General features: G+C 42.8%; 33 protein-coding genes and 1 tRNA gene. 17 read left to right on the top strand and 17 right to left on the bottom strand.

Annotation, left to right across the window (positions count from 1 at the left end; genetic code table 11):
• Positions 1–55: 55 nt before the first annotated feature.
• Genes CMAQ_RS01940 through CMAQ_RS01930 form a run of 3 tightly spaced genes read right to left on the bottom strand, consistent with a single transcriptional unit; the run spans position 56 to position 2,054 of the window.
• Positions 56–877, bottom strand: coding sequence for an ATP-binding protein (locus CMAQ_RS01940; RefSeq protein WP_012185446.1), 822 nt, complete (start codon positions 875–877; stop codon positions 56–58).
• The gene (locus CMAQ_RS01935; RefSeq protein WP_012185445.1) at positions 877–1,386 is read right to left on the bottom strand and encodes a hypothetical protein; all 510 of its coding nucleotides are present in this window, start codon (positions 1,384–1,386) and stop codon (positions 877–879) included. The genes CMAQ_RS01940 and CMAQ_RS01935 overlap by 1 nt, the downstream gene beginning before the upstream one ends.
• Before the next feature lie 53 nt (positions 1,387–1,439).
• The gene (locus CMAQ_RS01930; protein WP_012185444.1) at positions 1,440–2,054 is read right to left on the bottom strand and encodes an adenylate kinase; all 615 of its coding nucleotides are present in this window, start codon (positions 2,052–2,054) and stop codon (positions 1,440–1,442) included.
• A 91-nt stretch (positions 2,055–2,145) separates the two neighbouring features.
• Between CMAQ_RS01930 and CMAQ_RS01925 the strand changes: the two genes are divergently transcribed.
• The 4 genes from CMAQ_RS01925 (at position 2,146) to CMAQ_RS01910 (ending at position 4,931) form a co-directional block, all read left to right on the top strand.
• Positions 2,146–2,223 (top strand) — tRNA-Lys (locus tag CMAQ_RS01925).
• 394 nt (positions 2,224–2,617) lie between these two features.
• A complete protein-coding gene (locus tag CMAQ_RS01920) occupies positions 2,618–4,015 on the top strand; it encodes a chromosome segregation ATPase-like protein (protein WP_012185443.1) in 1,398 nt (465 codons plus the stop codon).
• Positions 3,991–4,527 carry a DUF429 domain-containing protein gene (locus tag CMAQ_RS01915; RefSeq protein WP_012185442.1) on the top strand — a complete coding sequence of 179 codons (537 nt, stop codon included), beginning with the start codon at positions 3,991–3,993 and terminating at the stop codon, positions 4,525–4,527. The genes CMAQ_RS01920 and CMAQ_RS01915 overlap by 25 nt, the downstream gene beginning before the upstream one ends.
• Before the next feature lie 68 nt (positions 4,528–4,595).
• The gene (locus CMAQ_RS01910; RefSeq protein ID WP_012185441.1) at positions 4,596–4,931 is read left to right on the top strand and encodes a hypothetical protein; all 336 of its coding nucleotides are present in this window, start codon (positions 4,596–4,598) and stop codon (positions 4,929–4,931) included.
• Here the strand turns inward: CMAQ_RS01910 and CMAQ_RS01905 are convergent.
• The 9 genes from CMAQ_RS01905 to rrp4 all read right to left on the bottom strand — a co-directional run bounded on the left by CMAQ_RS01905 (position 4,928) and on the right by rrp4 (position 12,033).
• Positions 4,928–5,395 carry a GNAT family N-acetyltransferase gene (locus CMAQ_RS01905; protein WP_012185440.1) on the bottom strand — a complete coding sequence of 156 codons (468 nt, stop codon included), beginning with the start codon at positions 5,393–5,395 and terminating at the stop codon, positions 4,928–4,930. The two genes, CMAQ_RS01910 and CMAQ_RS01905, sit on opposite strands and share 4 nt — an antisense overlap.
• A 5-nt stretch (positions 5,396–5,400) precedes the next feature.
• Positions 5,401–6,747: an NAD(P)-dependent malic enzyme gene (locus CMAQ_RS01900; RefSeq protein WP_012185439.1), complete on the bottom strand. Its 1,347-nt coding sequence runs from the start codon at positions 6,745–6,747 to the stop codon at positions 5,401–5,403.
• 180 nt (positions 6,748–6,927) lie between these two features.
• A complete protein-coding gene (locus CMAQ_RS01895) occupies positions 6,928–7,665 on the bottom strand; it encodes an RAD55 family ATPase (RefSeq protein WP_012185438.1) in 738 nt (245 codons plus the stop codon).
• Between the two features lie 59 nt (positions 7,666–7,724).
• Positions 7,725–8,222, bottom strand: coding sequence for a hypothetical protein (locus CMAQ_RS01890; RefSeq protein ID WP_012185437.1), 498 nt, complete (start codon positions 8,220–8,222; stop codon positions 7,725–7,727).
• Between the two features lie 60 nt (positions 8,223–8,282).
• Complete coding sequence (locus CMAQ_RS01885) at positions 8,283–9,038, bottom strand: nucleotidyltransferase family protein (protein ID WP_012185436.1); 756 nt, start codon at positions 9,036–9,038, stop codon at positions 8,283–8,285.
• Between the two features lie 95 nt (positions 9,039–9,133).
• The gene (gene kdgK / locus CMAQ_RS01880; protein WP_012185435.1) at positions 9,134–10,102 is read right to left on the bottom strand and encodes a bifunctional 2-dehydro-3-deoxygluconokinase/2-dehydro-3-deoxygalactonokinase; all 969 of its coding nucleotides are present in this window, start codon (positions 10,100–10,102) and stop codon (positions 9,134–9,136) included.
• Between the two features lie 82 nt (positions 10,103–10,184).
• Positions 10,185–10,931 (bottom strand): ATP/GTP-binding protein, encoded by a 747-nt coding sequence (locus tag CMAQ_RS01875; protein ID WP_012185434.1) that lies wholly within the window; start codon positions 10,929–10,931, stop codon positions 10,185–10,187.
• Positions 10,924–11,226 (bottom strand): signal recognition particle subunit SRP19/SEC65 family protein, encoded by a 303-nt coding sequence (locus tag CMAQ_RS01870; protein ID WP_012185433.1) that lies wholly within the window; start codon positions 11,224–11,226, stop codon positions 10,924–10,926. The genes CMAQ_RS01875 and CMAQ_RS01870 overlap by 8 nt, the downstream gene beginning before the upstream one ends.
• Positions 11,227–11,310: 84 nt before the next feature.
• On the bottom strand, positions 11,311–12,033 hold the full coding sequence (gene rrp4 / locus CMAQ_RS01865) for an exosome complex RNA-binding protein Rrp4 (protein WP_012185432.1): 723 nt from the start codon (positions 12,031–12,033) through the stop codon (positions 11,311–11,313).
• A 152-nt stretch (positions 12,034–12,185) separates the two neighbouring features.
• Between rrp4 and CMAQ_RS01860 the strand changes: the two genes are divergently transcribed.
• The 5 genes from CMAQ_RS01860 to CMAQ_RS01840 all read left to right on the top strand — a co-directional run bounded on the left by CMAQ_RS01860 (position 12,186) and on the right by CMAQ_RS01840 (position 16,399).
• Complete coding sequence (locus tag CMAQ_RS01860) at positions 12,186–12,542, top strand: DUF2203 domain-containing protein (protein WP_012185431.1); 357 nt, start codon at positions 12,186–12,188, stop codon at positions 12,540–12,542.
• Positions 12,543–12,606: 64 nt separating this feature from the next.
• Positions 12,607–13,611 (top strand): ATP-binding cassette domain-containing protein, encoded by a 1,005-nt coding sequence (locus CMAQ_RS01855; RefSeq protein ID WP_012185430.1) that lies wholly within the window; start codon positions 12,607–12,609, stop codon positions 13,609–13,611.
• A gap of 6 nt (positions 13,612–13,617) precedes the next feature.
• Complete coding sequence (locus CMAQ_RS01850; RefSeq protein WP_012185429.1) at positions 13,618–14,487, top strand: ABC transporter permease; 870 nt, start codon at positions 13,618–13,620, stop codon at positions 14,485–14,487.
• 202 nt (positions 14,488–14,689) lie between these two features.
• Positions 14,690–15,706, top strand: a complete 1,017-nt coding sequence (locus CMAQ_RS01845) for a hypothetical protein (RefSeq protein ID WP_012185428.1) — start codon at positions 14,690–14,692, stop codon at positions 15,704–15,706.
• Between the two features lie 39 nt (positions 15,707–15,745).
• On the top strand, positions 15,746–16,399 hold the full coding sequence (locus CMAQ_RS01840) for a hypothetical protein (RefSeq protein ID WP_012185427.1): 654 nt from the start codon (positions 15,746–15,748) through the stop codon (positions 16,397–16,399).
• Here CMAQ_RS01840 and CMAQ_RS01835 read toward each other — a convergent pair.
• Together CMAQ_RS01835 and CMAQ_RS01830 are read right to left on the bottom strand one after the other, a co-directional pair.
• Positions 16,381–17,040: a TIGR00296 family protein gene (locus tag CMAQ_RS01835; protein ID WP_012185426.1), complete on the bottom strand. Its 660-nt coding sequence runs from the start codon at positions 17,038–17,040 to the stop codon at positions 16,381–16,383. The genes CMAQ_RS01840 and CMAQ_RS01835 overlap by 19 nt on opposite strands.
• Positions 17,041–17,141: 101 nt before the next feature.
• Entirely contained in the window at positions 17,142–17,579 is a 438-nt protein-coding gene (locus CMAQ_RS01830) for a phosphatase domain-containing protein (RefSeq protein ID WP_012185425.1), read from the bottom strand.
• Positions 17,580–17,668: 89 nt separating this feature from the next.
• On the opposite strand from CMAQ_RS01830, the gene CMAQ_RS01825 reads away from it, so the two are divergent.
• The 5 genes from CMAQ_RS01825 (at position 17,669) to CMAQ_RS01805 (ending at position 22,857) form a co-directional block, all read left to right on the top strand.
• Positions 17,669–18,796 carry a pyridoxal-phosphate dependent enzyme gene (locus CMAQ_RS01825; protein ID WP_012185424.1) on the top strand — a complete coding sequence of 376 codons (1,128 nt, stop codon included), beginning with the start codon at positions 17,669–17,671 and terminating at the stop codon, positions 18,794–18,796.
• Between the two features lie 246 nt (positions 18,797–19,042).
• Positions 19,043–19,708, top strand: coding sequence for a DUF981 family protein (locus tag CMAQ_RS01820; RefSeq protein ID WP_012185423.1), 666 nt, complete (start codon positions 19,043–19,045; stop codon positions 19,706–19,708).
• Positions 19,709–19,878: 170 nt separating this feature from the next.
• Positions 19,879–20,904: a Gfo/Idh/MocA family protein gene (locus CMAQ_RS01815; protein ID WP_012185422.1), complete on the top strand. Its 1,026-nt coding sequence runs from the start codon at positions 19,879–19,881 to the stop codon at positions 20,902–20,904.
• A 298-nt stretch (positions 20,905–21,202) separates the two neighbouring features.
• A complete protein-coding gene (locus tag CMAQ_RS01810) occupies positions 21,203–21,898 on the top strand; it encodes a GNAT family N-acetyltransferase (protein WP_012185421.1) in 696 nt (231 codons plus the stop codon).
• 671 nt (positions 21,899–22,569) lie between these two features.
• Positions 22,570–22,857, top strand: coding sequence for a hypothetical protein (locus CMAQ_RS01805; protein WP_012185420.1), 288 nt, complete (start codon positions 22,570–22,572; stop codon positions 22,855–22,857).
• On the opposite strand, the gene CMAQ_RS01800 is transcribed toward CMAQ_RS01805, so the two are convergent.
• On the bottom strand, positions 22,816–23,316 hold the full coding sequence (locus tag CMAQ_RS01800; protein ID WP_012185419.1) for a GNAT family N-acetyltransferase: 501 nt from the start codon (positions 23,314–23,316) through the stop codon (positions 22,816–22,818). The genes CMAQ_RS01805 and CMAQ_RS01800 overlap by 42 nt on opposite strands.
• A 127-nt stretch (positions 23,317–23,443) precedes the next feature.
• On the opposite strand from CMAQ_RS01800, the gene CMAQ_RS01795 reads away from it, so the two are divergent.
• Together CMAQ_RS01795 and CMAQ_RS01790 are read left to right on the top strand one after the other, a co-directional pair.
• Positions 23,444–23,737 carry a hypothetical protein gene (locus tag CMAQ_RS01795; protein WP_012185418.1) on the top strand — a complete coding sequence of 98 codons (294 nt, stop codon included), beginning with the start codon at positions 23,444–23,446 and terminating at the stop codon, positions 23,735–23,737.
• Entirely contained in the window at positions 23,734–23,973 is a 240-nt protein-coding gene (locus CMAQ_RS01790) for a hypothetical protein (protein WP_012185417.1), read from the top strand. Before CMAQ_RS01795 ends, CMAQ_RS01790 begins: the two co-directional genes overlap by 4 nt.
• 1 nt (position 23,974) lies before the next feature.
• Here CMAQ_RS01790 and CMAQ_RS01785 read toward each other — a convergent pair whose 3' ends face one another.
• Both CMAQ_RS01785 and CMAQ_RS01780 read right to left on the bottom strand, forming a co-directional pair.
• Positions 23,975–24,916 carry a heterodisulfide reductase-related iron-sulfur binding cluster gene (locus tag CMAQ_RS01785; RefSeq protein WP_012185416.1) on the bottom strand — a complete coding sequence of 314 codons (942 nt, stop codon included), beginning with the start codon at positions 24,914–24,916 and terminating at the stop codon, positions 23,975–23,977.
• Between the two features lie 74 nt (positions 24,917–24,990).
• Positions 24,991–25,473 (bottom strand): flavin reductase family protein, encoded by a 483-nt coding sequence (locus CMAQ_RS01780; RefSeq protein ID WP_012185415.1) that lies wholly within the window; start codon positions 25,471–25,473, stop codon positions 24,991–24,993.
• Positions 25,474–25,605: 132 nt separating this feature from the next.
• On the opposite strand from CMAQ_RS01780, the gene endA reads away from it, so the two are divergent.
• The gene (gene endA, locus CMAQ_RS01775) at positions 25,606–26,184 is read left to right on the top strand and encodes a tRNA-intron lyase (RefSeq protein WP_012185414.1); all 579 of its coding nucleotides are present in this window, start codon (positions 25,606–25,608) and stop codon (positions 26,182–26,184) included.
• Positions 26,185–26,191 lie beyond the last annotated feature (7 nt).

Genomic DNA, 26,191 nt, shown 5'->3' with positions numbered 1-26,191 from the left:
TGGGAGCCTTATAAGGGAATTAGGTAAAATACTTCCCTATAGTTAACTTAAAGTATTAAGTTATGGTTACCTCAACCTCACCCTGAAGCCCACACCTCTGAAGGTCCTTTAACTCGGCGACGCATATTACTTGCCTCATTGATAGGTTACTTGCTTTAATTAATTCAAGTAATTCACCGTTCAGATCATATGCATCAGCTACCTCCATTAAATCCTCCTCAGTTACGTAGTCAGGCATATTGACTACACCCATGTTTAGTATCTCGAAGAGTGGTGGGTCGTTTTTAGCAATGTAATCAACCACATCGGGGAGCATGGTTAAAATAACCCTTAATCCACTTAACCTAGGCATAGTGTTCCTCAAGGTATGCACCGCGGTTATGAATCCTCCTATTGATTGGTCATCCTGGCTTAACGCACCTTCATCAATAACCAGCACCAGGCCCTTTAAACCAACGGCTAGGGTTAGGTCATGTAGCATTGTTAGGAAGTCCACCGGGTAGTTTAGGGATGCTGATATGAGGTCATTGATGCTTAGCTTAATGAACCTGGACAAAGTGCCATTAAGCCTCTTTGACTTAGCCAGCCTCATAACTCCCTTAATGAAGTCCTCATTATTCTTAACCGCCACACCCAGTAACTGACCAAGTCTCTTATCGGTTAACTGGGCGGCATCAAGGTACATGCATAACCACTCCCTCCTAAGTTCACTGCATATGTTCAAGGCCATGTGAGTCTTACCCGACCCAGCCCTACCCACTAGGGCCATTAACTGGTAATCATTAATCATGCCCATTACTTTCTCCTTCACAGTCCTCCAGGAGGGCCCAAGTAGTATATTAGCCCTCTCCGGTGTGGCCAGTAGCCTACTCTGCATTATGGAATCACCTTAATTAACCCATAGTAACCTGAACCAACCTTAACCCTATGTGATCCACCGTAACTCAACACATACTTCCTCCCATTAATCCTAATGGCCTTAAGGAATAATTGATCGAAATCCAAATCCCCTATACCCAGTCTACTGCATACGTGCTTCATAACGACACCGAGGTCTGCATAACCTGTTGCTGGGTTGGCGTATTTCATTATTGCGTTATTTAACTCCTTAATGAAGTCATCGAAGGTTATTACGGATTCAATCACATAACCATATATGCCCCTTACCTCGGGTGTGTATTGAATAATGACCCTGAAGCCACCCCCAATCCTCTCTATTTTAAACACACCCTCCTCTGCGAGTTTCCCTATTACCGCATCAGGATTACTAATCCTCTTAGATAAGACCTGCCTCAATTCACTCAACCTAACGCTAACACCGGTCTCAGAATCCTCCCCAAGCACTATGCCTGAAACTATGGCTAGCTTCCTCTCATTAATCGGCACGTTAAATCAAGCTTACTGGCGTTTTATTAGTGTATCATTTAATACCCTCATTATTAAGGCTGAGGTGGGTTTAGGCTACTTTGCCTATTCTTAATCAGTAAGTCAACTATGAATGCTGCAGCCTCCTCAGCATGCTGAAACGGCTTCTCCTGAACCTTATTATGGAAGTCAAGTATGTAAACTGGGCACTCAGCTTCATTAGCCGCAGCGAAGGCGTAATGCCTATTAGCTAATTGATGCATCTCAATCTCCTGGGGGGTCTCCTTCTCCCTAATCCTAAGGGCCTCATCCTTCATCCTCCTTTGAATAATATCCATTGGGTTAAACTCAAGTACAATTATTGCATCAGGCATTAGTCTCTCCACAATCCTACTGGGTAAGCCAGGGTAAAAGCCACCGCTCATCCTTATTGCGGCATGGGTATCTATTAGGACGTCACCGGGTAGTTTAGCAATCTCCTCAGCGGCTATTTCCTGAACCCTCCTATACTCACTAAGGGGTAGTTTCCTCCTCATCTCATCCCTATGAGTAATCCCATACCGCCTCTTGGCGACATCAAACATGTAGTCACCGTAATTAACAACGGTCACGTCAGGTAATTTACTCTTAACAATCCCAAGTATAGTGGACTTACCAGCACCAGGAACGGCAACAACAATTAGCTTCACAGAAAGGTAATCTTAAGTTGGGTTTTTAATCTTTAAGTTTATTAGACTTAAGGTAAAACCTTATAAACCCACCGCTAATAGCAGATGAAAGGGGCCCGTAGCTCAGCCTGGCCAGAGCGGCGGGCTCTTAACCCGTAGGGCGTGGGTTCAAATCCCACCGGGCCCGCCAAGTCTCATCAAGTGCCTTGGCTACTTTACTCCCTCATATTTCACTGGATTTCATTCAACATGATGTAATTACTCCATGATAATTAACGTAACACCACCGTCTCTACGCCTTTTAATCCAGGTTCAATACTATTAACGCTAAGCACATGGATACTACGGTTAAGATCTTTAACATTCACCTAAGAGACTCCTAATGCTTTGCCTCCTGTGGTTAAGCGTAATGATGAGGAAAAACTTAATCATGAATAACTAAGTTGCTTTATAAATTTTTAAGCAGTATTACTTTATCAGTCTCCATAAAGGTAAGTAACCCCAAGGCTCAGGGAACGTTCACCCTCAGGGTGGGAAGAGTTAATACGCGATAAGTTTAAAATAATTAACAAGGCTTATAAAGTATGTCACTATTCGGTGGTAGAAAGGATCAGGTGAGTGGTGTTGTGCAGAGGATTGAGCAGATTGCCTTAACTGTTGATAACCTTAATAAGCAGCAGCAGGCGTTGATGAATGAGGTTAGTAACGTTAGAGGTATGCTTCAGGGTATTGGGGGTGAGGTGAGTAGGCTTAGTAAGATTGTTCAGGATTTAAGCGGTATTATTAGGGATATTGTCTCGGTTCAGGATAAGAGGATAAATGACATAAGTGAATTATACCAGAGGTTCTCACAGGCCACGGACAGTTACCTAAACGCCCTCTCAGCGCTACTCGGTAGAGTTGAGCAGTTGAGTAAGGTGATGGAGGATGCTGCCAATGGGTTAACAGCTAGGATTAATGAATTGAGTAAGGGTCTTGAAGGTGGCTTAAACATGATGAGTGTAATAGATGGTAAGTTGAGTGACGTCTCCCAGAGGTCAAGTCAACTCCTTGATCAATTCTCTAAAATAGAGCAGGTTGCCACTAGGCTTCAGGCAGCCAGTGATGAGGCCATTAGTAGGCAGAGGGAGCTTGAAAGTAGGATAATTGAGTTAGCTAATAAGGAGAGTGAGCTTAAGGTTAGGGAGGAGAGTCTTAAGAGGAGGGAGGAGGAGTTAAGTAGGATTGAGGCTACCCTGGAGGAGGAGAAGCGTAGAGTTGATGCTGCTTCAAAACTCATGAATGACTTATCCAGTTTATCCAACAACATGGGAAGCGTCATAAGTGAGTTGGTTAATAGGTTGAGTAACTACGAGAAGACCCTTAAGGACCTTCAGGAGAGGGAGGCTAGGCTCAGGGAGCAGGAAATTAACCTAAAGAACCTTGAGGCTAGGCTACAACTTGAGGCAGCGAGGATTGAGGCTAATTCAGAGAGGCTTAAGGAGCTTGAGAAGAAGGAGGAGGAGATTAAGGCTAGGCTCCAGGAATTAGCCAATAGGGAGAGCCAGATTAAGGCTAGGGAGGAGCAGGTTAATAAGTTGGCTGCTGAGTGGGAGAGGAAGGCTAAGGAACTCAGTGAGCTTGAGGCTAAGTTGAATAATTATAGGGATGAGTTAAATAAGAGGGAGAAGGAACTTGAGTCCATTAAGAATGAACTCGACGCCAGGAGAAGGGAGCTTGAGGGTAAGTTGGAGCCTCTAGTAACTAGGTTAACTGAGGAGGAGAGGAGGTTGGCTGAATGGGAGAGGAAGCTACTGGAGAGGGAGAGGGAGTTGATTAATTACCAGAGGACCCTTGTGGTTAGGGAGAGTATGCTCGTGGAGCTTAAGGAGAAGCTTGATGAGGAAGCTGAGCACTTAAAGAGGCAGCAGGCCGAGTTCGAGGAGATTAAAAGGAAGTACGAGGAATTGGTTAAACAGTGTCAGAGCCAGCAGAGGCAGTGAAGCTTGGTGGTGTTGACTTATCAGTGAAGAGGGTGAGTGGGGTAGCTGAGGTTAATGATGGGGTACTGGTTAGTAGGCTTGTTGAGAGTGATGATGAGGTAATTAATGAGTTGAATGATGCATCAGTGGTGGCTATTGATGCACCACTTAGTGGGGTAGGTAAGTATAGGGATGTTGATAGACTCATGCTTAAGATGGGGCTTAAGGTTATGCCAGCTAACTGGAGGTGGATGATTAAGTTAAGTGAGAGGGCTATTCGAATTAAGGGTAGGCTTGAGGAATTGGGTATTAGGGTCATTGAAACTCACCCATGGAGTGTACTTCACTGGCTTAACATGGATTTAACTCAATTATCCAGTAAATTAGGGGTGAGGAAGCTGGTTATTAATGGAGGTAAGGATGCCTATGATGCTGCCGTATGCGCCTTAGTTGCATTGGCGTATGTAATGGGTAAGGTTAGGAGGGTTACCGCTAATGATGGTGAATTATACTTAATAAGTGTTGAGGATTAGGGGCATTCATTACCTTTAATGGTTACTTTACTAGTAATAATTATAAATGGGTTGATGAGTAGTTAATCATGAAGGAGTGTCAACTAGATAGGTGCATTAGTCAAGTATCCACACCTACTCAAGCCAGCTTTCGAAGCACCCTTGAGTGCCTACTTAAGAATACTGCTGAGAGGGTTATTATAATTGATAATGGGCAGCAGTTCACGTGGGTAGCCTACGTTGAGGTTAATGAACCCGGTAAGCTGAAGGAGTTATCATCATACCTACAGGACTGCTTAAGCAGGATAAAAGATACACCCCTAAGCTCATTCACCAGTGGTTTAAGGGTTTTAAGCATGGAGAACCAGGACTTATTCATTTTTAATAAGGAATTAGTGGCTATTAAGGTTTTCCTAGCCTCCTAAGTCTCCTTAACGTAAACATTCGTCATTGGCCTGAAGCCGTACTTCCTATAGAAGGCTACTGATATTTGGTTCTGGGCTGGGAATTCCGCTGATATTACATGCGCCCCCATTTCCCTGAGCATCCTAATGGCTTCATCCATCATCATTTTACCAATACCCCTCCTCCTGAATTCAGGCATAATGTAGAAGTCCATTATGACGCCCTCCATGCGTGGTTCATAGAATAATCTCTCCCTAACCTCAGACACTAAGGCTCCAATTACCCTACCATCATCAGACTCAGCCACCAGCAGTAGCTTACCCTTATTATTCAAGTACCCGCTTATCCAGTTCTTAACCTGAACGTAAACATCATCCCTAACCTTAAGTAATGGGTCGAATTCACTGTTCAGTCTCTTTAACCTAACCACTAATTCAACCACGTTTTCTAAGTCCTTCTCCTCCGCCTTCCTGACCTTAACCATCACCTTCACCTCATTAACTCAGCTGGAAGCTCCTTTATAAGTCCCTCCCTCATAAGCTTCTCCATTGATGCCCTGGACTTAGCTATTATGCTTCTAGCCCTCTCAAGCTCCTCATTATAAGTCGTGGTGACTCTGGCTAAACCCTCCTTAACAATCTCCACGGCTGCCGCAGCCGCTGCCCTTGGGTAAACCTCCCACTCCTCCATTGTTGGTATAATGTAATCCTCAGTTATCCCCTTCTCCTCAGCATACTTAGCAATCTCCCTAGCCACAGCCACAATAACCTCATCTGAAATCCCCCTAGCCCTAACATCTAGGGCACCTCTGAAGACTGATGGGAAGATTAAACTATTGTTTATTTGGTTAGGGAAATCGCTCCTACCAGTGGCCACAATCCTGGCTCCAGCCTCCTTAGCCTCCCATGGCCATATTTCAGGAACTGGGTTGGCTAAGGCGAAGACTACGGCATCCTTATTCATTGCCTTAATCCAATCCTTCTTAATTACATTAGGCCCTGGTGTTGATGCTGAGATTAATACGTCAGCACCCTTCATGGCATCCTCAATTGTCTTACTCCTCTCCTTGTTTGTCTTAAGGGCTAGGTCGTACTTCCATGGGTTATTAAGCATCAGCTTATCCATATCCTCCCTCTCGGCGTGTAATGGACCCTTACTATCTATGAGGATCATGTTCCCGTAATTAACGCCTGCTGCATGGAGTATTCTCGCTGCAGCTATGTTTGATGCACCTGCGCCGAAGAGCACCACCTTAACATCGTTAATGTTCTTATCAACAATCTTAAGGGCATTAAACAAGCCTGCCAGGATTGCGCCAGCAGTCCCCTGTTGATCATCATGCCACACAGGTATATTAAGCTCCTTCCTTAAGGTTTCCAACAGGTAGAAGCACTTGGGTGACTCAATATCCTCTAGGTTTATTCCACCGAAGGATGGTTCAATGGCTTTGGCTACGGCTACGAACTCCTCCCTTGACTTAACCCTAATTGGAAGTGGAACAGCATCCACGCCGCCTAAGTACTTGAATATAAGCGCCTTACCCTCCATTACTGGCAACGCTGCTTCAGGTCCAACATTACCTAAGCCCAGTACCCTGGTTCCATCAGTTAATACTGCTATTGCGTTCCAGCGCCAGGTTAATTCAAAGGATAGGTCAGAGTTCTTGGCTATTTCAAGCGATACACCAGCGACTCCAGGAGTGTAGTATATTGAGAAGTCCCTTAGGCCTGTAACGGGAACCTTAGGCATTACTGAGATTTTACCACCGTATTCCTTCGCAACCTTAATTGACGTATCATACCACTTCCTTGTTCGATCCTCACCGGAGTTGCTCATAGAATATTTGACAAGTTAGGGTATTTATTTATTTCGCCTATTAACGTATTAAAAATAGTCGATATAAAGTATTTATCATTAATAGGCTTTTTAGCTAAGGGGTAGCACTTATCATTTAATAGTTAATTAGTTTCACTACTATTATATATTTATATATGTAAAATCACGGGCATTAACCCCCTACCTCTCCCCCTGCATGTTAAGTGTGGTGCTTAGGGCTTTCTTAATATCGTCTATGTTAATCGGCATCATATTGCCCTTAGATATTGTGAAGTAGAACCAGTCTATTGAGTGGGCTGTACCCTTAAGTCTCTTAATCCTGAGTCTCCTAACGGGAACACCCAATTGAGCTAGGTTTGGATCAAGTTCAATCTCAATTATTCCATCGAACACGTACTCCATATTATCAATCATCCCACTCAAGTCCTCAGTGGTCGTGTGGGCAACTATGACGCCTACGGCATTATAACGCCTGGTAATCATCTTAATCTCCTTTAGGAGGAATAGGAGGCTCCTTGGGTCAACATTCATAAGCATGTCATTAACCGAATCTATTATTACTCCCCTAGCCTTAGTCTGAGGTAAAGTGCTCATCATTACGTTAATTAACTGCCTTGGGTCTAATTCAGTTATATTACCCACAACATTAGGCATTACCCTACCAGTGGTTTCACCTAGGTTGAATCCATCCACTATGAATAATCTAGACGCGTATTCGCTAAGCTCGTCTTTAATTGAATTAGGATCATCATCGAATGTAATGTATAGTACAGGGTATTTTGAAAGTATTTCCCTTGCAATGCGCTTAACCATAAGTGTCTTACCCATACCTAAGTCACCTCTAATCAGTATAAGGTAACCATACGGTATCCCCGTTTGCACAAGTTCACTTAATGGGCTTAACTGAAGGGTCTCCATTATTAGGAACTGGCTTAACTTTTTAATAAAACATTGTGTTTAAAATATTGGTGAGTTCGCTATTGCGTCACTGTTATCTTCTTAACGAACCTCATCTTCTCAACAGCCTTAAGCTTAGGTATGGTTTTAGGTAAAACCACTTCATCACACATTACTATTGAGCTAACCTTACTATCAAATAACTCCCAGGTAACATCATTACTGAAGACTAGGCGTTTAATTCCCCTGAAGGTAACTTGCGAATCAAGGTTCTCAAGATCCTCCCTAGTGACTATTAATTCATCAATATTAGATATTATTCTAGCACCCTTGGCGCCCTCCACGAACGCCTTACTTGACTCAGATATTGCTTGCGCCATTGATGTAACAGCCTTATTAGTGACATCCGCCAGCGATATGAATGCCTTCAATGACTTATTAATCAACTCACCAACCGTTATACCCATTTCCCTTGACATTTGAAGCGCCTTATCGTAAAGCTCCTTATCAACACCCTTAATGGTAACTTGCTTCTTCTCCTCCTCACTACCAGAACTACCAGTTTCACTACTACTCATAATACTTACATGAAGTACTAGTTTATAAAGATTGCTAAGTATTCACCGGTGGTTAAGAAATTAATTAACCTCCTCAGGCTCCTCGTACCACTTAACCCTTTCACCAATGATGGATCTAAGCCTCCACCTCATTGATTTAGGCGCCTTCTCAATTTTGAGGGAAATATCATTAATTTTACTAATTACGTCACCACTAATGTTACTTAACTCCCCCTTACTCCTAATGTACTCAGTTACCCTGCTTAAATTAACCATAATGGTCTTGTATAATCCCCAGTCATTTGAGGTTAATTCAATTAACCTATTAATGTTTAGTTCATTCATTGAGTCATTATTACTGATCCTGAATTTAAACAGGAGGGCTACTATATCCTTAATGTCCCTTTCACTAATACTCCATATTTGAAGCTTCGTTAGAAGTAAATCACTTGGCGGTATCGTGGGCTTAAAAACCTCCAACCGATCCTTAAGGTTTATGACATGGCTCTCTCTAAACACATCCAGGAATACATCAATCCTAGTACCATCCCTAGGATTCCTAAACATTAATCTCTCGTAGCCGTGAAGGGCGTTGAAGCGTTTATCAGCCTCAATACCCATATCCTCCATTAATGAGGTTAACTTACTTGAATCCTTAACATGAGCCACTAGGTCTATGTCCTTAGGGACCCTTGATAATGAAGGCACCTTAGGGTATACGTCTGAGGCAAGTATGTAGACTGCCACACCACCAAGTAGCCTCACGGTTAATCCCCTCTCCTCACTTGAATTAATGATCCTCAACCCCAACTCAACTGTTTGCGGAACACTGAGCATGGCTTCTTAACTGAGGACGCTTTTTAAACTCATCACTAACTTAAGGTGATTAAGTGAGGGGAGGCGTAAATATGGGTTAAAGTTAAGGGGTTGCTTCACCTTAATTCCACATCACTTAACCCATAGTTACGTAGGAAGACCTCCAAGTCCTGTTCCCTCGGTAGGTTTTCCTCATCGCCCCTAACCATTACTACCATTGCCGCTGCGGCTGATGCCCTAACTATAGCCCTAGATGGTGGAAGCCCCTTAAGTACCGATGCTAGAAAGACACCTGCGTAGGCATCCCCTGCACCTATTGGATCCTTGACTGGTACTTGGAATGCCTTTGAGTTAACGGTCTCCCCATCCCACCTAGCCACTGAGCCCTTAATCCCCATCTTCAAGATAACCCTACTAATCCCAAACCTAGCCTCCACCTCTCTGAAAACAACCTGTGGGTCCTTAGTTCCGAGTAGTAGCTCAGCCTCATTCTCATCAAGGAAAAGTACATTAACATTCCTCAACACCCCCTCAACAGCCTTAACCGCATCCTCAATGCTTGGCCAGAGAAGTCTCCTAATGTTTACATCAAAGGACACCATTACGTTACGCCTATGGGCAATCTCAATCCCCTTAACAACCGCTTCCCTAGCTGAGTCGCTTATAGCCATTGTTATGCTGGTTGTGTGGAAGACCCTTGAATCAGCAATATACCCCTCATCCAGGTCACTGGGGCTTAAAGCCGAGGCAGCGGAACCCTTCCTATAGTATAGTACAGTACTAACCCCTGGTACCGGGTAGCTTCTCTGAACAAAGTATATTCCAGTGGGCCTCTCAGGGTCGAACCTAATCCTAGACACATCAACGCCCTGCCCCCTTAGCCACTCATATATGAAGAACCCGAACTCATCATTACCAAGCCTAGTTATTAACCCGCTCCTAAGCCCGAGCTTAGAGACTGCTACGCATACGTTGGCTTCAGAACCCGCTGAATGCTTCTCGAAGTACGTCACGTACCTTAATGGACCTTCCGTTACTGCATTAAACTGAACCAGTGGTTCACCCAGTGCCACTAAGTCAAGCATAGGGGTTCATTTAACCCAGGTATTAAGCTATGCAGTCATACTGCATGTTCACTCAGAATTACTCCAGTAGCCTGGTGTAATCCTACGAGGGCTTATCGCCACCGGTCAGTACCTGCTCCATTATGGCGTGAAGCCTATCTAATCCCTGCCCATTAACTGAACTCACGGGTATTGGCTCAGGCAGAATGTTGACGCTTCTAATCACCCCACCTATCCTTGACACTAACTCTGACCCACCTTTAACCTCCAGGTAATCTGGGTCCTCAATCATGTTCTCAATATCCTCAATCTCCTCCTCAGTAAGTAAATCAGCCTTATTAAGCACGTTAATCTGGGTCTTCTGTATCCTTAACTGCACTGATAGTGATAGGAGTAGGCTTGAGGCAAGGCCAAGTGGGGTTCTTGCATGCACTGAGTCTATTACGAAGAGGACCATGGACTTATCCATGGATAACCTATCCACAATTAAGGGCCCCGTATCCCTGAAGGCGAACATTTCAAGCTGACCAGGTGTATCCACTATTAGGTAGGTTGGGTCCAGGTCACTTATCTGCTGTTTAATGTCATCAATCCTAGTCACCATTAGGTCAACGGCCGCTATTAATGATGCGTTTGGGCCAAGTTTATACTTCCTCATTATGCTCCTAGCCGATACGTAATCCCTAATATCAATGTCAGGAGTGTAGGGTAAGTACTCGGCTGCTGGATCTAGGTTAAGTATACTGACGTAATTATCCTGATTCTCCAGGTAGTCGGCTAGGGCTGAGGTTAAGGTTGACTTCCCTGAGCCCGCTGTGCCGGTAATGAATACTGCAAGAATGTTAACCACCCCTCCTACTACTCTTCACTATTTGGGCTAGTTTCTTAATAAGGCTTCTCCTACTATAGTCATCAACCTTGTAAACGTATATGCAGCCTACGTAATCCTCCTCAAACCAATGCCTAGGATGCTTCTTCTCAGGGTGGGCTTCATACTTAAGCCCAAGCATTGAGGCTGCCTTAGCTATTTCCTCTAATGTAGGCTTATCAACAGCCAACTGCCTGGGCACCACCCTACCATTACTCCTACTTACTGTTGAATCAATGTTAATCCTCCACACCACCCAGTAATCCTTCTTACCCATTTCAGTAACTTGCTGAGTAACATAGTATTTAAACTTACTTAAGTGCTTAACCCTTAGCCACCGTACCTATGGTTATTGAGTATGTTACGGTAACCCTGATGTAGACTTATAATTCTGTATTATTGCCTTAACCTTATCCATTAATCCACTTTGATGACTCTCCTTCTCAATGAATTTAATAGTCTGTGATACGAATAATTCATCACGTTTATTCCTACACCTAACCCATATCCTACCATTCTGGCCCACCGTTACGTCGCAGTTAAGTTCATCCTTAAACATATTCACCATAGATCCCCTCTTCCCTATAACCCTGGGTACTTTAACTGGGTCTATTTCAATAACAGTCCCATCCTCAATCCTACCTAGCCTAGATTCCTTTATGGTTAATGTCACTGGGTAATCCTTAGCTAGATTGAAGTCGCTTATTTTAGCGAGAACAATATCACCTATGTTAAGTATGTTTCTTAAATCTGCGGTGACGACATCAACAGGCTTCAATGTGGCTTCATTAATGGGTAAGTAGGCCGAGTACGGGGACTTAATGTCAATCTCCCACCCGTTAACCAGTATATCTATTACGTAGCCTATCACTATATCCCCCTGCCTCGGCTTATAGGCTCCATTCAGTGGTATTACTTGAACCTCCATTGGCTTCACGTCACCCTTAATATTAATCATAGCTACTGTTGAGGCGTACGCCTTATCACCCTCCCAGTACACTGACCCAACTATGACGTAATCATTACTCCTCCCACCAATTAAATCCCCAGGCAGCACTATCATCCTATCAGTAACGTTAAGCATAAGTGGGGGTACTTGACTGGGAATAATAAGCGTTGCTTATGATCACTAATCTTGCAATGTTAATTACTGGTTTAATACTTTTAGTCAACTCTATAAACCCAGTAATCCCTAGATTAATTACGCTTAAATGCAGCCGTAGTTAAGGTTAAGTCATGGGTAGAGGCACCCACGTCTTCACGGTTAATGAGGCTAATGCAATAGTCATGGAAATTAAACCAGTATTAGGGGGTTTAATGGAGGCGTATAAGGAGGGTGAACTAGGCATCATACGTGAACAGTCAAGATGGTTGATTAAATTATCACACAGGCTTGGCTTCAGCATAAACCCTAGGCTCGGTATCATTCACTTCCCAACACTATATAGGGGTAGTTATGATGCTTTACTATGCTATAGATTCAATGAGCCTAAGGTAATGTATTGGCATTGGGTTGATAGTGCTGTTAGGATGAGGATAAGGAATATTAACCTATTCGGCTCAAGGGGGATTGAGAATAAGGAGGCTGGTTAACTGCCATGCATTAATTGAGTAGAAACGTTTATAAGCTGAGTTGCAGCACCGATATCGAGTAGCTATGTCATCAGATTCAGCCATAAAGGCTATAAACCTGACTAAGCGTTATGGCCCAATATTAGCCGTGGATCACATTAACTTCGATGTAAAGTACGGTGAGGTTTTCGGTTTCCTAGGCCCCAATGGTGCTGGTAAGACAACCACCATAAAGATGCTGACCACCGTGACTAGGCCCACTGAAGGTACTGCATTAGTGAATGGTTACGATATTGTTAAGCAACCTGCCAAGGTAAGGGAATCAATTGGTGTTGTTCCCCAGGAGTACACTAGTGATGAGGATTTAACAGGTTGGGAGAACCTAATGCTAATAGCTAGTCTCTACGGGATACCTAAGAAGGAGGCTAAGGAGAGGGCTACTGAGTTACTTAACCTAGTTGAATTATCCCACGCAGCGGATAGGAAGGTTGAAACATACTCCGGTGGTATGAGGAGAAGGCTTGAGATAGCCATGGGTCTAATTAATACACCTAAAATACTGTTCCTCGATGAACCAACACTAGGTCTTGATGCACAGACTAGGGCAGCAATATGGTCATATGTCTATAAGCTTAAGGAGCAATTGGGTACGACAATATTCGTCACCACCCACTACCTTGAGGAGGCTGACCAGTACTGTGATAGGATAGCCATAATTGATCACGGTAAGATACTTGCCATGGGGACGCCTAGGGACTTAAAGGAGAGTATTGGTGGTGATGTTGTTTCGATACAGGTCGCTGGTAATCCTGAACTTGCGGTTAAGGTGCTTCAAGGTGTTGATGGTTTAAGTGATGTTAGGGTTGTTGAGGGTTACGTTAGGTTTAAGGTTAAGGATGGGAGCAGAGCTGTGCCTGTAATCTTCGATATATTGAGTAAGGCTGGGATTAGGGTAATGAGTATATCTATTAAGGAGCCGTCAATGGATGAGGTCTTCATGGAGTACACGGGCCATAGTCTAAGGGATGAGTGGGGTAGTAGGGAGGAGGCTATGGCCATGAGGAGGATTATAAGTACTGCCAGGAGGTGATGGGGAATGGGTAATCCACTCCATGGTCTATGGGCTTTAACTGATAGGGAACTTAAGAAGTGGTATAAGGCGCCAGTGGTCCTAATAGTAACGTTAATTCAGCCAATAGTTTGGTTAGCATTCTTCGGTAAGTCAATGAACATGACCTCAATATTCACTAACGGTAGCGTTAACATACCTGGATTAAACATACCTAAGCAGATTATTGATCAAATAGCCCAAGCCTACTTAAAGTCAACCTTCGGGACAACGGACTACTTCTCCTTCCTAGCTGCATCAATGGTTGCTCAAATAACCTTCTTCACAGCAATGAATAGTGGAATGAGTATAGTGTGGGATAGGAGACTGGGTGTATTGGGTAAGTTACTTACAACACCAGTGCCTAGGGGTAGTATAATAATGGGTAAGGTACTTAACTCAGTGATAAGGTCACTTGCCCAAGCCACCATAGTGCTGCTAATAGCCGTGCTCCTAGGCATGAAGTTCAACACCAAGTTAACCCCCCTTGAATTCGCCTTAAGCGTAGTCGGCGTCTACGCTGCATTAACGCTGCTTTCCCTAGGATTCTCATCACTGTACCTAACCCTAGCACTTCGTTCAACTAATTGGCAGTCCCAAATGGCTATAATAAATCTACTTAACATGCCCTTAATGTTCGCAAGCAACTCCTTCTACCCAATAAAGATGATGCCCTGGTGGCTTAGACCAATAGCCTACATAAACCCATTAACGTACGTTAATGATGTAACCAGGGGATTACTACTGGGTGCATCATCATTCAGTGTACCCATGGACTTCCTATACTTAACAATATTCGCAGTCGTGTTCTCGGCTATAGGGATAGTACTGTCTTGGCGCTTCCTAAGTGAAGCCTAATTAAAATCACCATTAATCCTTAGTATTGAATCAATGTTATTAAAGTTAACTTGAATTAAACCAGGATGCATGCGTAAATTCATTGCGCTTAAAGTCTCATGGGTATTCAATATTAATAAGCGTAATGTAATGTAGGGTTATGGTGTTTTAAACATTAACCTACATGCCTGCATGTGGATTTAAGATACTCAGTAATTAGGGTGTGAGAATTAGGGAATTAGTCAACTTAACTCTACTGGTTTTAATGTCACCCTTGGTTGGTTATGAGGAGGCTATTAGGTTGATTGGTGATAATGTTGAGTTAACTAAGGGTGGTAAGGCATTGTTAACAATGGCTAGGCATTATGAGCAAAGCGGTATAAGCTACGACGCCTACTTTGAATTCCTTAATCAGAGGTTCAGTAATATGGTTGAGGATTGGAGGAGGATGAGTAGTGAGGTTAATTTAAGCGTACTGATGCTGACAACGGCATTAATTATGCTTGAGGCCTTAATGATAATGCTAATAGGTGCTGGGTTAGCTGATTCAATACTTGTCATAGCTCCATTAATGCTAATACCCCTTATTCATGTTAATCAATTGAAGCTATATGATTATGACTACGTTAAGCCCACTGTAATTGGCTTTGCATCAGCATTAATATTGTACTTAAGTACGCGTTCCCTAGGTTACACAATATTAGCCTTCTCCCTAGGTTTCTCAATACTATACATGCCTCAATTCCTCAACTTCATAAGACTCATCACTAACCTGGAGAGGAAGATCATGGAGCCTATACTTGAGTTAACGTGGAATCCTAATCCAAGGGAGATTACGGGTTCATCAATTATTGAACGCGAGTTCTCGAGGATAAGGGATATAGCCTACAGTATTGGTGCACCATACTTCGTAACCAGGGCGGCTAGGGTGGTTGATTCACTGGTTTTTCAAATTAGAGTAATGTTTAGGGATAACGTGGTTTACGGGTTATTAATCCCCATTAACTACATTGCGTTAATTGAGTTCCTTAAATTCATAAATAGCACAATCTCAGCAACAGCAGTTAACGCCTCCTTGGCTTCACCCTTCAATTACCATGTACCATCAATAATACTACTGGCTTCAGCGTTAACTACATCAATGTTAACCGGTAAGGTTATTCATAGTATTGGCCTAGGCCTATCAATCATGTGCCTATTCCTCATACCCCTCCTAACCATTACCCCCATTAGGATGTAGGGCAATATTTTTATATTTAATACAGTGAACTAACACACAATGAGCATAATAAACATAGTACTGATAGCTGCTGTAGTAATAGTGGCCTTAGTAGTCATCCTACTGGCTGTTAGAAGGGGTAGGAGGGGCGGGGTTAAGGATTCATCATCCTCAACCGGTAATTTAAGCAACATAAATATACGGCAAAACCCAGGGGGTCAGGGCATGGGTACCCAACAGGTTGATGAACAAACCAGTCAATCCTCAGTGGATTCGCTTAGGAATGAGTTAATCAGTAGGATAGAGGGCTTAACGTTAATGATCAGTGAGATTAATAAGAGGGTGAGTGAATTAGCAACACGTCAATTCACTCAGCAGGAATCCCCAGTGATGATGATTAGTTATGCTCCCTCAAGCTTAAGTGAGGTTAGGGATATGGTTAATGTGGATGCCTTAGCCCTAGTTGATGCAGTTAGCCACAAGGTGATTGAGAGGGATGGCGACTACCCCTTTGAATCATTGAATGATTACGTAACCATGGTGAGTAGGGATAAGTTAAGCTACATGAGCATAGTTAAGGATGGGGTCAGTATTTACGTAGTCCCCATTGTTGAGGACACCCTGTACTCCATAATAGTGTCCAGTAAACCATTATCTAATGTTGACGTTAATGTAATTAAAAGACTAGTGGGTAATTATGCCTCATCAAGGTGACACTTCTTTAATTCCTCAATAAGATCCCTTTCATAAACATCCCCCCTAGGCCCCTTTTCCCTAAATATTTGAGCCTCATAGGTGTAAACCCTAGTACCCTTCTCAGCCCAGCACTCAGGCCTTAGGTAAGCCTTCTCACAAGCCTCATCAAGGAACATTACTGTATCCCAACAGTACTCAACGGGTACTTGAGGAAGAAGCAACCCACTATACATCCCCCTCTCTATTACTAAGCCGTGGACACCAACCTTAACTAAGTTAACTAATTCCTTAGGGGAATTAAACTTAGCCTCCTCAAGGGGACTTAATACACTTACTTCAAATATCACGGACTCAAGTTCATTAACATCAAGTGGCGCAAACCTTGGGTCATCAAAGGCAGCGGCTAGGGCACTGTTTATAGTAGCCTTAACCGTATTAACATTACCCCTTGGGAAACCTATGCATCCCCTTAATTCAGTTGATCCATCCTCCCTAATGGTTTCTATAGTTGTGAAGACCCCGTAATTATCCTCAAGCAGCCTACTGGGCGTATCCTCAGGTGGCTTTATAATACGCTTACTTCTTATGAACTCCTCCACCGCCCTTCTAGCTAACCTAACTAGGAATTTTCCCTGTTCAAGGTTATACGGCTTAAACACACTTATAACAAGTCTTATGCTTTAATATCTCTTACGCTATGAACCATAATGAGCACTGTAATTAACCCTAAGTCCTCATGCTGCTGTAAAACCTCATTGATTCACACTAATACTGCATCAACACCTATACCCCTAATTGCCCTCACCGTGTCCGGGTTATCGTCGAAATGCACCACCACAGGGTACTTACTCAGTACTTTAGCTAAGGCCTGAGCCTTATAGACTGGGTCTGGGTCATGATTATCGTTAGGCCTCATGATTAAGTCAACGAAACCCAGTAACCCGTAGCCGGTGAGCTGCTTAACGGTGCATTGTCTCATTCTCTCAGGTCTCCCAGTCAACAGTAGTATACCCAGTTTCCTCCTAGCCAGTGAATTAGCGTACTCAATGGCGTTAACCAGTGGTGAGTCAAGGTGAAGCTTACTGCAGTCTAGGAAGCAATCCCAGTCAATGAAGCCGTTAACGTAACATAACTTAAGCCTACTGGTTGAATCCACTAACGTACCATCAATATCGAAGGATACGTAAGCCACAGCCACCCCTCATGCTACCCCATTATATAATTAATCCATAAGTGTTGATGATTACGACGCAATACTAATATAACTAAATTCAATACAGTAACCGCGTGGAGTTTACATGCATACTATGCGGCTACAGGAGTAGTGAACCCGGGGTATGCCCAAGGTGTGGATTACCACTACTTTATAGGGTTGATTTCAGTAAGTTTCATAGGAGTAACCTACCTGGGGTGTGGAGGTACATTAATGAGTTACCGAAGCCCAGTAGGCTTATTAGCCTTGGTGAAGGCTTCACTAGGATTAGGAGGATTAATGGTGTAGTAATTAAGTACGAGGGTAATAACCCCACCGGTACGTATTATGATAGGGGTTCAGCGGTCTTAGCCAGTGTCAGTAATAATGGTGATGTTGAGTTAACCTTCGAGGAGGATTTAACCAGGTCACTGGCATTATACTTATCCATGGTTGGTGCTAAGGTTACTGTTAGCGTTGACTCCAATGTTGATCCAAGGGACTTACTCATACTGGCTAAGTTAAGCACTAGGGTGTGCGTTAATTGCGTTAAGAACCCTTCAGTGGATTACTTTGACCCGCTCCTAATTGAGGGTTTTAAGACAATATCCTATGAATTAATTGAGCAGCTTAATGACTTAAGGGCAGTCACAGTACCCGTGGAGAGGGGTGCATTAGCCCTTGCTTTAGTTAAGGGCTTCATGGAGCTTGAGGATAAAGGCATTATCAGCAATATGCCTAAAATAATAGGCGTCCACGTGGGTCCACTTAAAAGCCCAATAGGTGATCAATTAAGGGAATTGGGTATTAAATTCATGGGTGTTAAACCTGAGGACACTATTAACGCAGTGGTTGAATTAGCCAAGCACTCAGTTTTCGCCAGACCGATTTCAGCCTCAGCCTACGTGGCAGCCAAGGAAATTCATGAATCAGTGGCAGTAGTATCTGGTTCACCTAAGGTTAAGGCTGGCCTCAGTACTAAGGTGGGGAGAATTAGTAGAAACCAGGGTCTCCAGGATGTAATATTAACAAGGGTACCTAAGGGTGTTCCATTAACAGCCTATGGGGTGTGGAAGACCATTGGTGAGGGATCACTACTTGGAGTATATAAGGCACTGGACTCATTAACCAGCAGGGGTTTAGCCACTGTTATGGTTAAGGTTGTTGGAAAAAAGAAGGTGAAGTACTACGTGTTGAGTTACGGGAATCATAATTCAACATAATGCGGGCCCTACCCTTAGTTAACTTATATTGAATCTAATTATTATTAAGTTAAAGGTAAATCCACTAAGTTAACTCTAAGCAATTATAACGCAATACATTAAAGTAGTGTAGTATAGGTGAAATACCAAAATGTATTAACGATGCATTAAGATGCATTTATAAACCTATACAATGTTGTAGTTCGATATAAATTACACATTAGTAAATTTTATTTGTGAAGTGAAATACATTAGTGTTGAGGAGGTATGGCTCTCTTCATGGATCCCCTGGATATATTCCTAATGATACTGGGGGCAACACTACTTAGTACAGCTTACACTGTTTGGTTAACCACAAGGCCGATTAAGGAAGAGGATCCACCTAGTGAGCAGGCTATAGCTAGGAGTGAGGTTACTACAAGAAGAAGCGCCACTGAGTGCCCTGCTACCATTAAGGCATTATCCTTCTACTACATGGGTGTGGGTGCCTTTGCATTAGCCACCGGTATTTGGGGTTTAGCTACATGGCCATTACCTAGTTCATATAATATAGTTTTAATGGATCCATGGGCTCTATTCGGTGTCGCAGCATTAATAGTTGGACTAGCATTATACTTCGCTGGTTCATTAAACGCAGCCTCAATACCATTAGCGTTCCTAGGCATCATACCTATAGTATATGGTGTTGATATAATTAAGTATCATTTAACCACTGAACCATCGTTAGCGGCTGCATTATACATTTTAACTGGATTAGCACCATTACTGTCACCGCTAGTGTACATGACTAATGGTAGGAGCATGGGTAGGTACATGGGTTACGTAGTGATGGTAATATTGATACTAGCTGGGCTTATCGCCTACATTATAGGTGTGGGAGCTACCTTTGAGCATACGGCCGGTTGGGTTAAGTGGACGCCCTGGTATGGTTAAGACTACTGGGTATTAGGTTAATGTTGATTCAAATTCTTATTGTTTTTAACTTTCCTTAAACCTATTTCATATTAATTCAGGGGGTGTTCACTCATGGTTATATTAATGCATTAATATACGATACAGCGTTAGCGTAATTAGTTTTAAACACTTGGCCCTTATCTTAATCAATGTGTAGCTCAGTTAGGAGAATTAGGGTTGCTATTGTTGGACTTGGTGAAGTCTCTCTAAACCACTATAATGCTCTCAGGAGCACTAGGTATGGTGAATTAGCCGGTGTGTTTAGTCATAGTAGGAATAGGGTTGAGGAGGTGGCTAAGGCTTGGGGAACTAGGCCATACTACTCCTTCAAGGAGTTGATTAATGATCCTGGTATTGATGCTTTAATAATATGTAGTGCCGATGAGCATCATCATGATCAGGCAGTGGAGGCTATGAGGGCTGGTAAGCATGTGCTTGTTGAGAAGCCCCTAGCCTTAAGTGCCAGGGAGGTTGCGGACATGGCTAAGGTAAGCCTTGAGACTAATAAAGTATTAATGCCTGTGCATAATTACGTCTTTAGGCCTAAGGTTAGGAGGGCTAAGGAACTCATTGAGAGTGGGGCTATTGGTGAACCAACCTACGCATTATTCATTGTTACCCAAAGGTTAAGTGAGGAAGTGGCTAGGAGACATCATGGCGCATTATTCACTCAATCATACCACTCAATATACACCTCAAACTACCTCCTTGGACCACCCATTGAGTTCCAGGCAATGTGGGGTACGTTAACTTATAGGGAGGTTAAGAGTGATGAGGTCTTTGTGGCAACCTTCAGGTATAGGAATGGGGCTTTAGGCAATATTGTGGCTAATTGGGCTGCGGATGATTTATCATCATACCCATTCATGTGGCTTGACAAGGTTATTGGGACTAAGGGTACTGTGACTATTAACTCCTTTGATGATGTGGTTGCATCACTTCAAGCAGGCTCATTCATGATGGGTAAGACAGTGGATTACGTGGAGTCCTTTAAGGGTATTGTAAGGCATTTTATAGATGATGTTTTAGCCGAAGGCCGTAAACCTGAGCAGTCAATCTACGATGCATTACTAGTCCATGACATTATTGAGGGTCTTAGGGAGAGCGCTGGGTCAGGTAGGAGGATTAGGTATGAGGTATTGAGCCTTGAGCAATTAATTGAGAAGTATAGTTAAGCATGATTCAGGAATACTTGATTAAGGCTTAAGTGTGAAAAGCTTAAAAATAAACAGGCAGAAACTTAATGATCCTGAGGGCTAGGCTCCGCATAAGCCTTGCACGCGGGAGATCCCGGGTTCAAGTCCCGGCCGGTCCACCATTCTTCACTAATTCCTCAATATACTGTTTAAAGGATTGTGGAACATCATGCACTATTAATCAATCCACAGCATGTTCACGAATATTTAATGCCCATGTGAGAATAATTCATGAAGTGTGTTAGATTTAAATTCACTGAATCAGTGGCGCCGTGTAATGATTATTAGGAGAGCTGTCTCAAGTGATGTTGATCAAATAATCAGCTTCACTAAGAATACTTACCAATGGGGTGATTACATACCTAGTGTTATTCACGAGTGGATTAAGGATGGTTCAGTTTACGTGGCTGTTACTGATGATAAGGTTGTGGGTATGGTTAATATGGTGCCCCTACAAACGGGCATTGCTTGGCTTGAGGGCATTAGAGTTCACCCAGATTACAGAAGGAGGGGAATTGGTAGGGCATTGACGGAACACGTAATTAATGAGGCTATTAGGCTAGGTGCAGGATACGTCATGTTAATGATTGCTGAGTGGAATGAGGCAAGCCGTAGATTAGCTAAGTCCCTGGGATTCCAGGAAGTACTCACACTGCACACTGGTGTTGCTAACCCTAGTAAGGTTAATGTGTTACGTGGGGAGGAGGCAAGGGGGTTAATTAGGGAGGCGTTGAAAAGGAGTAATGGGTATTACTGCACCACTAGGGGGCATTGGTTATGCACCAGGGCCAATGAGGATTACGTAATGTCAATTATCAGTGAAGTGTATCTTGGTGAGGGTATTGGACTTGGTGAGTTCTCAGTGGGTCCACCCACGGTACCTAATAGGCTTGAGACCATGTCTACCGAGGATGGCAGCTTCCATGAGTACTATGGTAGGTATATGGTATATGAGAAAGCGTTAAGGCAGTAAGCCTAGTACTAGGCTTAAATGCATTAATACTAGTGTGATACATTTACCGAGACCATAAGTTAATTTAGAATTAAATGCGATGAAACTAATAAATGGGTAGTGAAAATGAGTAGAATGCTTATACAATTAGTGGTATTAGTAATGAATATTTCCCCAAGTCCCAGCAACTACATATGTTTATCATTACTTGTAAGCCACCTTTCTCGCTAGGTTTGCTTGTTTCTAGGCTAGTTTACAACAGCTCCATTCCACTCCTCTCATTAAGGAATAGGCTAAATTTCTCACAGGGTATACATCTCCTCAAAAACTCATCACTCACCTTAAAAAGCAGGAATCTATAACCCAATGGAGGATACTATAATTGCGTATGCTGTTAATTTAAATGTTGGCGAGTCAGTGTCATTAACATAATAGCTTGGCAAGTATCCTTGCGGTATCATATTAAGAATATTATCTTAAACACTTAACTTCAAGAATTGATTAAAAGTTATGAGTTGCCATCATCTGATCAGGCTTTTCCTGAGGGCTAGGCTCCTGGGCATCCTTCCAGGCTAGACTACCGGCCCTAGACTAGGAATCAAAGTGAATGGGTTATAAGCTTTTCTTTTATGAAGAATGCCTAATCATTGGTTTTAGGGCTCACACTAATAAGTCCGAATTAATGTAACCCTGTGGTTGCTGAGGAGTTGATTAGGAGGATTAAGGAGGGGCCATGTTCATCACTGAACTGTAAGATAATTAATATTAAAGTATCTATGAGTGGGGAAAGTAATGAGAAGGCTTCGTCCTCAGTAATTGAAGTGGATTTAGTTAGGGATAAGGTTTACTTAACCCTTGAACTTAAGGCTAATGGGTTAACTTACTTAATTAAACTTGAAGTAACTGGTAGTGTAAGTGTGGGTGAACTTAGGAGGCTTTCAGGCGATATTACTGAGTTGCTGAATTCCCTCAAGCCTTAGGTTTACTGAATCGAAAACAACCTTATATGAGTCACCATTGAATAAGACTTTACCACCATAGTACTTGGATATCCTAACCATCTTAATGTTATCAAGACTCATGTATGCGTAAACCCTCACTGCACCCCTATTGAATAAGTCTTTTAGCATTAAACCCACAAGCCACTTACCAATACCCCTACCCTGGTACTCATCCTTAACAGCTAGGGCTATCTCGTAGGCGTTATTAACCCTATAGGCCTCGCCAACGGCTATTAATTCATCATTACTGTAAACACCATATATTATTGGTTTCGATGATAATAGTGACTTAACGCACTCCTCAACATCATTCATCATGCATAGGAATCTTGACCTAATGGACTGCCTACTTAATGACTTATAGAAGGAAATAACCAATTCACCATCCCTTAGGGGATCCAGGTACCTCACGTTAAACATTATGCCAATATGATTCATTAGCACTTAGTAATATGTAATACCAGTATTTAAGTTTACCTAAAGTGACCTTAACCATGAGTTAGCTCATTAATAGGCCTTTAAAACAAGCGTGAGTAACCTTTATATTCTTGGGATAGGAAGCATCATGATGCCTATTAATGTTAATGAAATTATTGGTAAATTAATTAATGAGATTAGGAATTACGGGCAGGTTACCGTTGAGGATTATGGATCAGAGAAGCTTATTATGGTTAAGTTAACCGAGGATTTTTCAGTATTCATATCAATACTATGTGAAGACACTGAATGCAATGTGGAGTACGCTGTTGGTGACGAGAACTTCACCATAATGCCCAAGGACCTGGACTTAATTGATAAGGCAGTGGAGGTTATGAGGATTATTAATAGCGCCTTAATTAAAATGGGGGTGGTTAAGTGAGGCGTGGTTTAAGGCTTGACTCAATTAACGCCCGTAAGATACGTGGACCAGACGGTTTCTTCACAGTGGCTATGGGTATTGAGGTATTTAGGCTCATTGAAGATAAGGTGAGGGAACTTGGGCTCATCAGTGAGGTTCTTGGTGACGTGGTTCTGGTTAAGGCTAAGTCATGGAGTAGTATTAGTAGGCTACTGCAGTATGCTCGCTCAAGGGGTATTAACGTTATTGAGGATTAGGCTACTGAGCACCACTTAGTACCTCAGCTAAGTCAAGTATCTTAACCCTACCGTTACTGTTCCTGGATAGGTTAGCGTAGCATATTGGGCAAGCCACAACTACATTATTTGACAACCTGGATAATGATTCAACCCTGTTTCTAGCAACCTTATTTGATAATGATGGTTTAATGGATTCCACCGGACCACCGCAGCACATTGATGTTGAAATCCCTGTTACGTAGGGATCCTCAACATGCTCAACCCCAGCCTGCTCCAGTAATCTCCTGTAGGTTTCCCTCATACCGAGGTACCTTGAGTATAGGCATGAATCATGAATAACCACTCTACTCAACTTAGCCTTATCAACACCCTTAATTAACTCCATGTAATTCACAACCCTAATACCCAGATCCCCGAAGAATCTAGGGGCCACTACCGTTAATATATGGTGAGTGTGCGGATCAATGGTTATAACTGTCTTAATTCCCTTACTCTTAAAGTAATTAAGTACAATTGATGAGAAGTAGTCCTTGAAGTCATCCTCAAACCCCAACTCATATAGTAACGCCCCTGAGTAGGGTTCATCAGGCATGAAGGTGAATTCAACACCATTCTTAATGAGTAGGTTAGCGATGGATTTAACAATCCCATTAACCCTATCAATCTCACTTCTAGGTGGCTTTAAAATAACCCTAGCCATAGTGATAACCGCGCCACTAAACCTACTGACTAGGGGGCCTAATGATTCAGGCGACGCCTTCTCCATTAGGCCCGTGAATGCGTTTATGTATGGTACGAGTTGGTAGAGGCATGAGGTGTAGAGTAATGTGTCTCCTGATTCAGGAATATTCACTCCATTAACCCATTCACTGCATACGCTTCTCTCAACGGGTATGGGTAACTTATTGTAGTTTAGGCTCCTAACCATAATTGCCCTAAGTCCCCTTAACCAATCCTCCATAGTAGAGGCGTTACTTAAGCTAATTAAGTATTGTGCCTTAAATTAGTATTACTTCACCTGGTGTGGATGTAGGGTTATGGGGATTGAATAGTGTAGTAATTCCTATTCAAGTATATTAACGGTGGCTTAGCGTTAAGTACCCTGCCGTCCTCAACCTGCCCTATGAATAAAGTGTGGTCACCGGCATCATACTTAGCCACAACCCTGCAGTCTAGGTAGGCTATTGAACCATTAATAATTGGTGAACCAGTCTTAGCGGTAATGATCCTTAACCCCTTAAACCTCTCCTCCCTTGGGGCTGTGGCGAACTTAATGGCTAAATCCCTCATATCGTAAGGCAGTATATTAACTGCGTAAACCCCAGACTCATTAATGGCTTTATGCGACGCCACACTCTTATCCAACGCCACTAGAACCAGTGGTGGGTTAAGGGAAATTGAGGTAAATGAGTTAACGGTTAATCCATAGTATTCCCCATTATTAACAGTGGTTACAATAGTGACCCCTGTTGGATAATTCCTAAGTATTGCCTTAAGCTCCTCCCCTGTAATAACCATGCTTCCTACATTACTGATGCCTTTTAATAAATTAACCGATAAAGTCCCTAGCCAGTATTTGCCATTCAACTCCAAATTAAGGCTGCTGATTAAGTATAGGTTTATAAAATGTTATAGTGGTAGTTGAATTATATGGCTCAGGGTGCTAGAGGGAGGACTATTGCTAAGTATAGGGGGGTACTTAAGGGTGATAAGGTTATTATACCTAGTATTGATGAATCCAGGGCACTCTATAAGCTTGGCTTCTTCGGTAAATTCCTAGGTAAGGATAAGATTAAGATTGAGGAAGTTGATTCAGTGGATTCCCCACTACACCTGTCGCCGCTTGAGGCGCTTTACCTAGTTGAATTAGGTCTACTGGAGGTTGTTGATAATGGTTCAGTGGTGGGTAGGGGTACCCTTAAGGAGTTTGTGGAGGGGAGGTATGAGCATGGGGAATTGGTTTACGAATTATACAAGTACTTTAGGGATAGGGGTTACGTGGTTAGGAGTGGTTTAAAATTCGGTTCACTATACGCAGTTTATGAGAAGGGGCCTGGTATTGATCATGCACCAATGCTGGTTCACTTAATTGACCCTGGACGCAACATAACTGCACTGGATGTTACCAGGGCGGCTAGGTTGAGTCATACGGTTAGGAAAACCTTCGTATTGGCTGTTAAGCATATGAATAGTCTTAAGTTAATAGGGTTCGAGTGGTGGACCCCGTAGTTTATTC

This window comes from Caldivirga maquilingensis IC-167, assembly GCF_000018305.1.
Classification (GTDB): domain Archaea; phylum Thermoproteota; class Thermoprotei; order Thermoproteales; family Thermocladiaceae; genus Caldivirga; species Caldivirga maquilingensis.
This window is presented reverse-complemented; position numbering and strand designations above follow the sequence as displayed.

What these genes read in the sequence shown, in the direction of transcription:
- CMAQ_RS01860 (WP_012185431.1), top strand. Translation starts at nt 12,186, where the DNA reads ATGGGTAGAGGCACCCACGTCTTCACGGTTAATGAGGCTAATGCAATA.
- CMAQ_RS01895 (WP_012185438.1), bottom strand. Translation starts at nt 7,665, where the DNA reads ATGGAGACCCTTCAGTTAAGCCCATTAAGTGAACTTGTGCAAACGGGG.
- CMAQ_RS01815 (WP_012185422.1), top strand. Translation starts at nt 19,879, where the DNA reads ATGTGTAGCTCAGTTAGGAGAATTAGGGTTGCTATTGTTGGACTTGGT.
- CMAQ_RS01920 (WP_012185443.1), top strand. Translation starts at nt 2,618, where the DNA reads ATGTCACTATTCGGTGGTAGAAAGGATCAGGTGAGTGGTGTTGTGCAG.
- CMAQ_RS01940 (WP_012185446.1), bottom strand. Translation starts at nt 877, where the DNA reads ATGCAGAGTAGGCTACTGGCCACACCGGAGAGGGCTAATATACTACTT.
- CMAQ_RS01850 (WP_012185429.1), top strand. Translation starts at nt 13,618, where the DNA reads ATGGGTAATCCACTCCATGGTCTATGGGCTTTAACTGATAGGGAACTT.
- CMAQ_RS01905 (WP_012185440.1), bottom strand. Translation starts at nt 5,395, where the DNA reads ATGGTTAAGGTCAGGAAGGCGGAGGAGAAGGACTTAGAAAACGTGGTT.
- rrp4 (WP_012185432.1), bottom strand. Translation starts at nt 12,033, where the DNA reads ATGCTTAACGTTACTGATAGGATGATAGTGCTGCCTGGGGATTTAATT.
- CMAQ_RS01780 (WP_012185415.1), bottom strand. Translation starts at nt 25,473, where the DNA reads ATGGTTATTACAGGGGAGGAGCTTAAGGCAATACTTAGGAATTATCCA.
- CMAQ_RS01890 (WP_012185437.1), bottom strand. Translation starts at nt 8,222, where the DNA reads ATGAGTAGTAGTGAAACTGGTAGTTCTGGTAGTGAGGAGGAGAAGAAG.
- CMAQ_RS01820 (WP_012185423.1), top strand. Translation starts at nt 19,043, where the DNA reads ATGGCTCTCTTCATGGATCCCCTGGATATATTCCTAATGATACTGGGG.
- CMAQ_RS01910 (WP_012185441.1), top strand. Translation starts at nt 4,596, where the DNA reads ATGAAGGAGTGTCAACTAGATAGGTGCATTAGTCAAGTATCCACACCT.
- CMAQ_RS01900 (WP_012185439.1), bottom strand. Translation starts at nt 6,747, where the DNA reads ATGAGCAACTCCGGTGAGGATCGAACAAGGAAGTGGTATGATACGTCA.
- endA (WP_012185414.1), top strand. Translation starts at nt 25,606, where the DNA reads ATGGCTCAGGGTGCTAGAGGGAGGACTATTGCTAAGTATAGGGGGGTA.
- CMAQ_RS01870 (WP_012185433.1), bottom strand. Translation starts at nt 11,226, where the DNA reads ATGGGTAAGAAGGATTACTGGGTGGTGTGGAGGATTAACATTGATTCA.
- CMAQ_RS01795 (WP_012185418.1), top strand. Translation starts at nt 23,444, where the DNA reads ATGATGCCTATTAATGTTAATGAAATTATTGGTAAATTAATTAATGAG.
- CMAQ_RS01785 (WP_012185416.1), bottom strand. Translation starts at nt 24,916, where the DNA reads ATGGAGGATTGGTTAAGGGGACTTAGGGCAATTATGGTTAGGAGCCTA.
- CMAQ_RS01800 (WP_012185419.1), bottom strand. Translation starts at nt 23,316, where the DNA reads ATGAATCATATTGGCATAATGTTTAACGTGAGGTACCTGGATCCCCTA.
- CMAQ_RS01855 (WP_012185430.1), top strand. Translation starts at nt 12,607, where the DNA reads ATGTCATCAGATTCAGCCATAAAGGCTATAAACCTGACTAAGCGTTAT.
- CMAQ_RS01810 (WP_012185421.1), top strand. Translation starts at nt 21,203, where the DNA reads ATGATTATTAGGAGAGCTGTCTCAAGTGATGTTGATCAAATAATCAGC.
- CMAQ_RS01840 (WP_012185427.1), top strand. Translation starts at nt 15,746, where the DNA reads ATGAGCATAATAAACATAGTACTGATAGCTGCTGTAGTAATAGTGGCC.
- kdgK (WP_012185435.1), bottom strand. Translation starts at nt 10,102, where the DNA reads ATGCTTGACTTAGTGGCACTGGGTGAACCACTGGTTCAGTTTAATGCA.
- CMAQ_RS01885 (WP_012185436.1), bottom strand. Translation starts at nt 9,038, where the DNA reads ATGCTCAGTGTTCCGCAAACAGTTGAGTTGGGGTTGAGGATCATTAAT.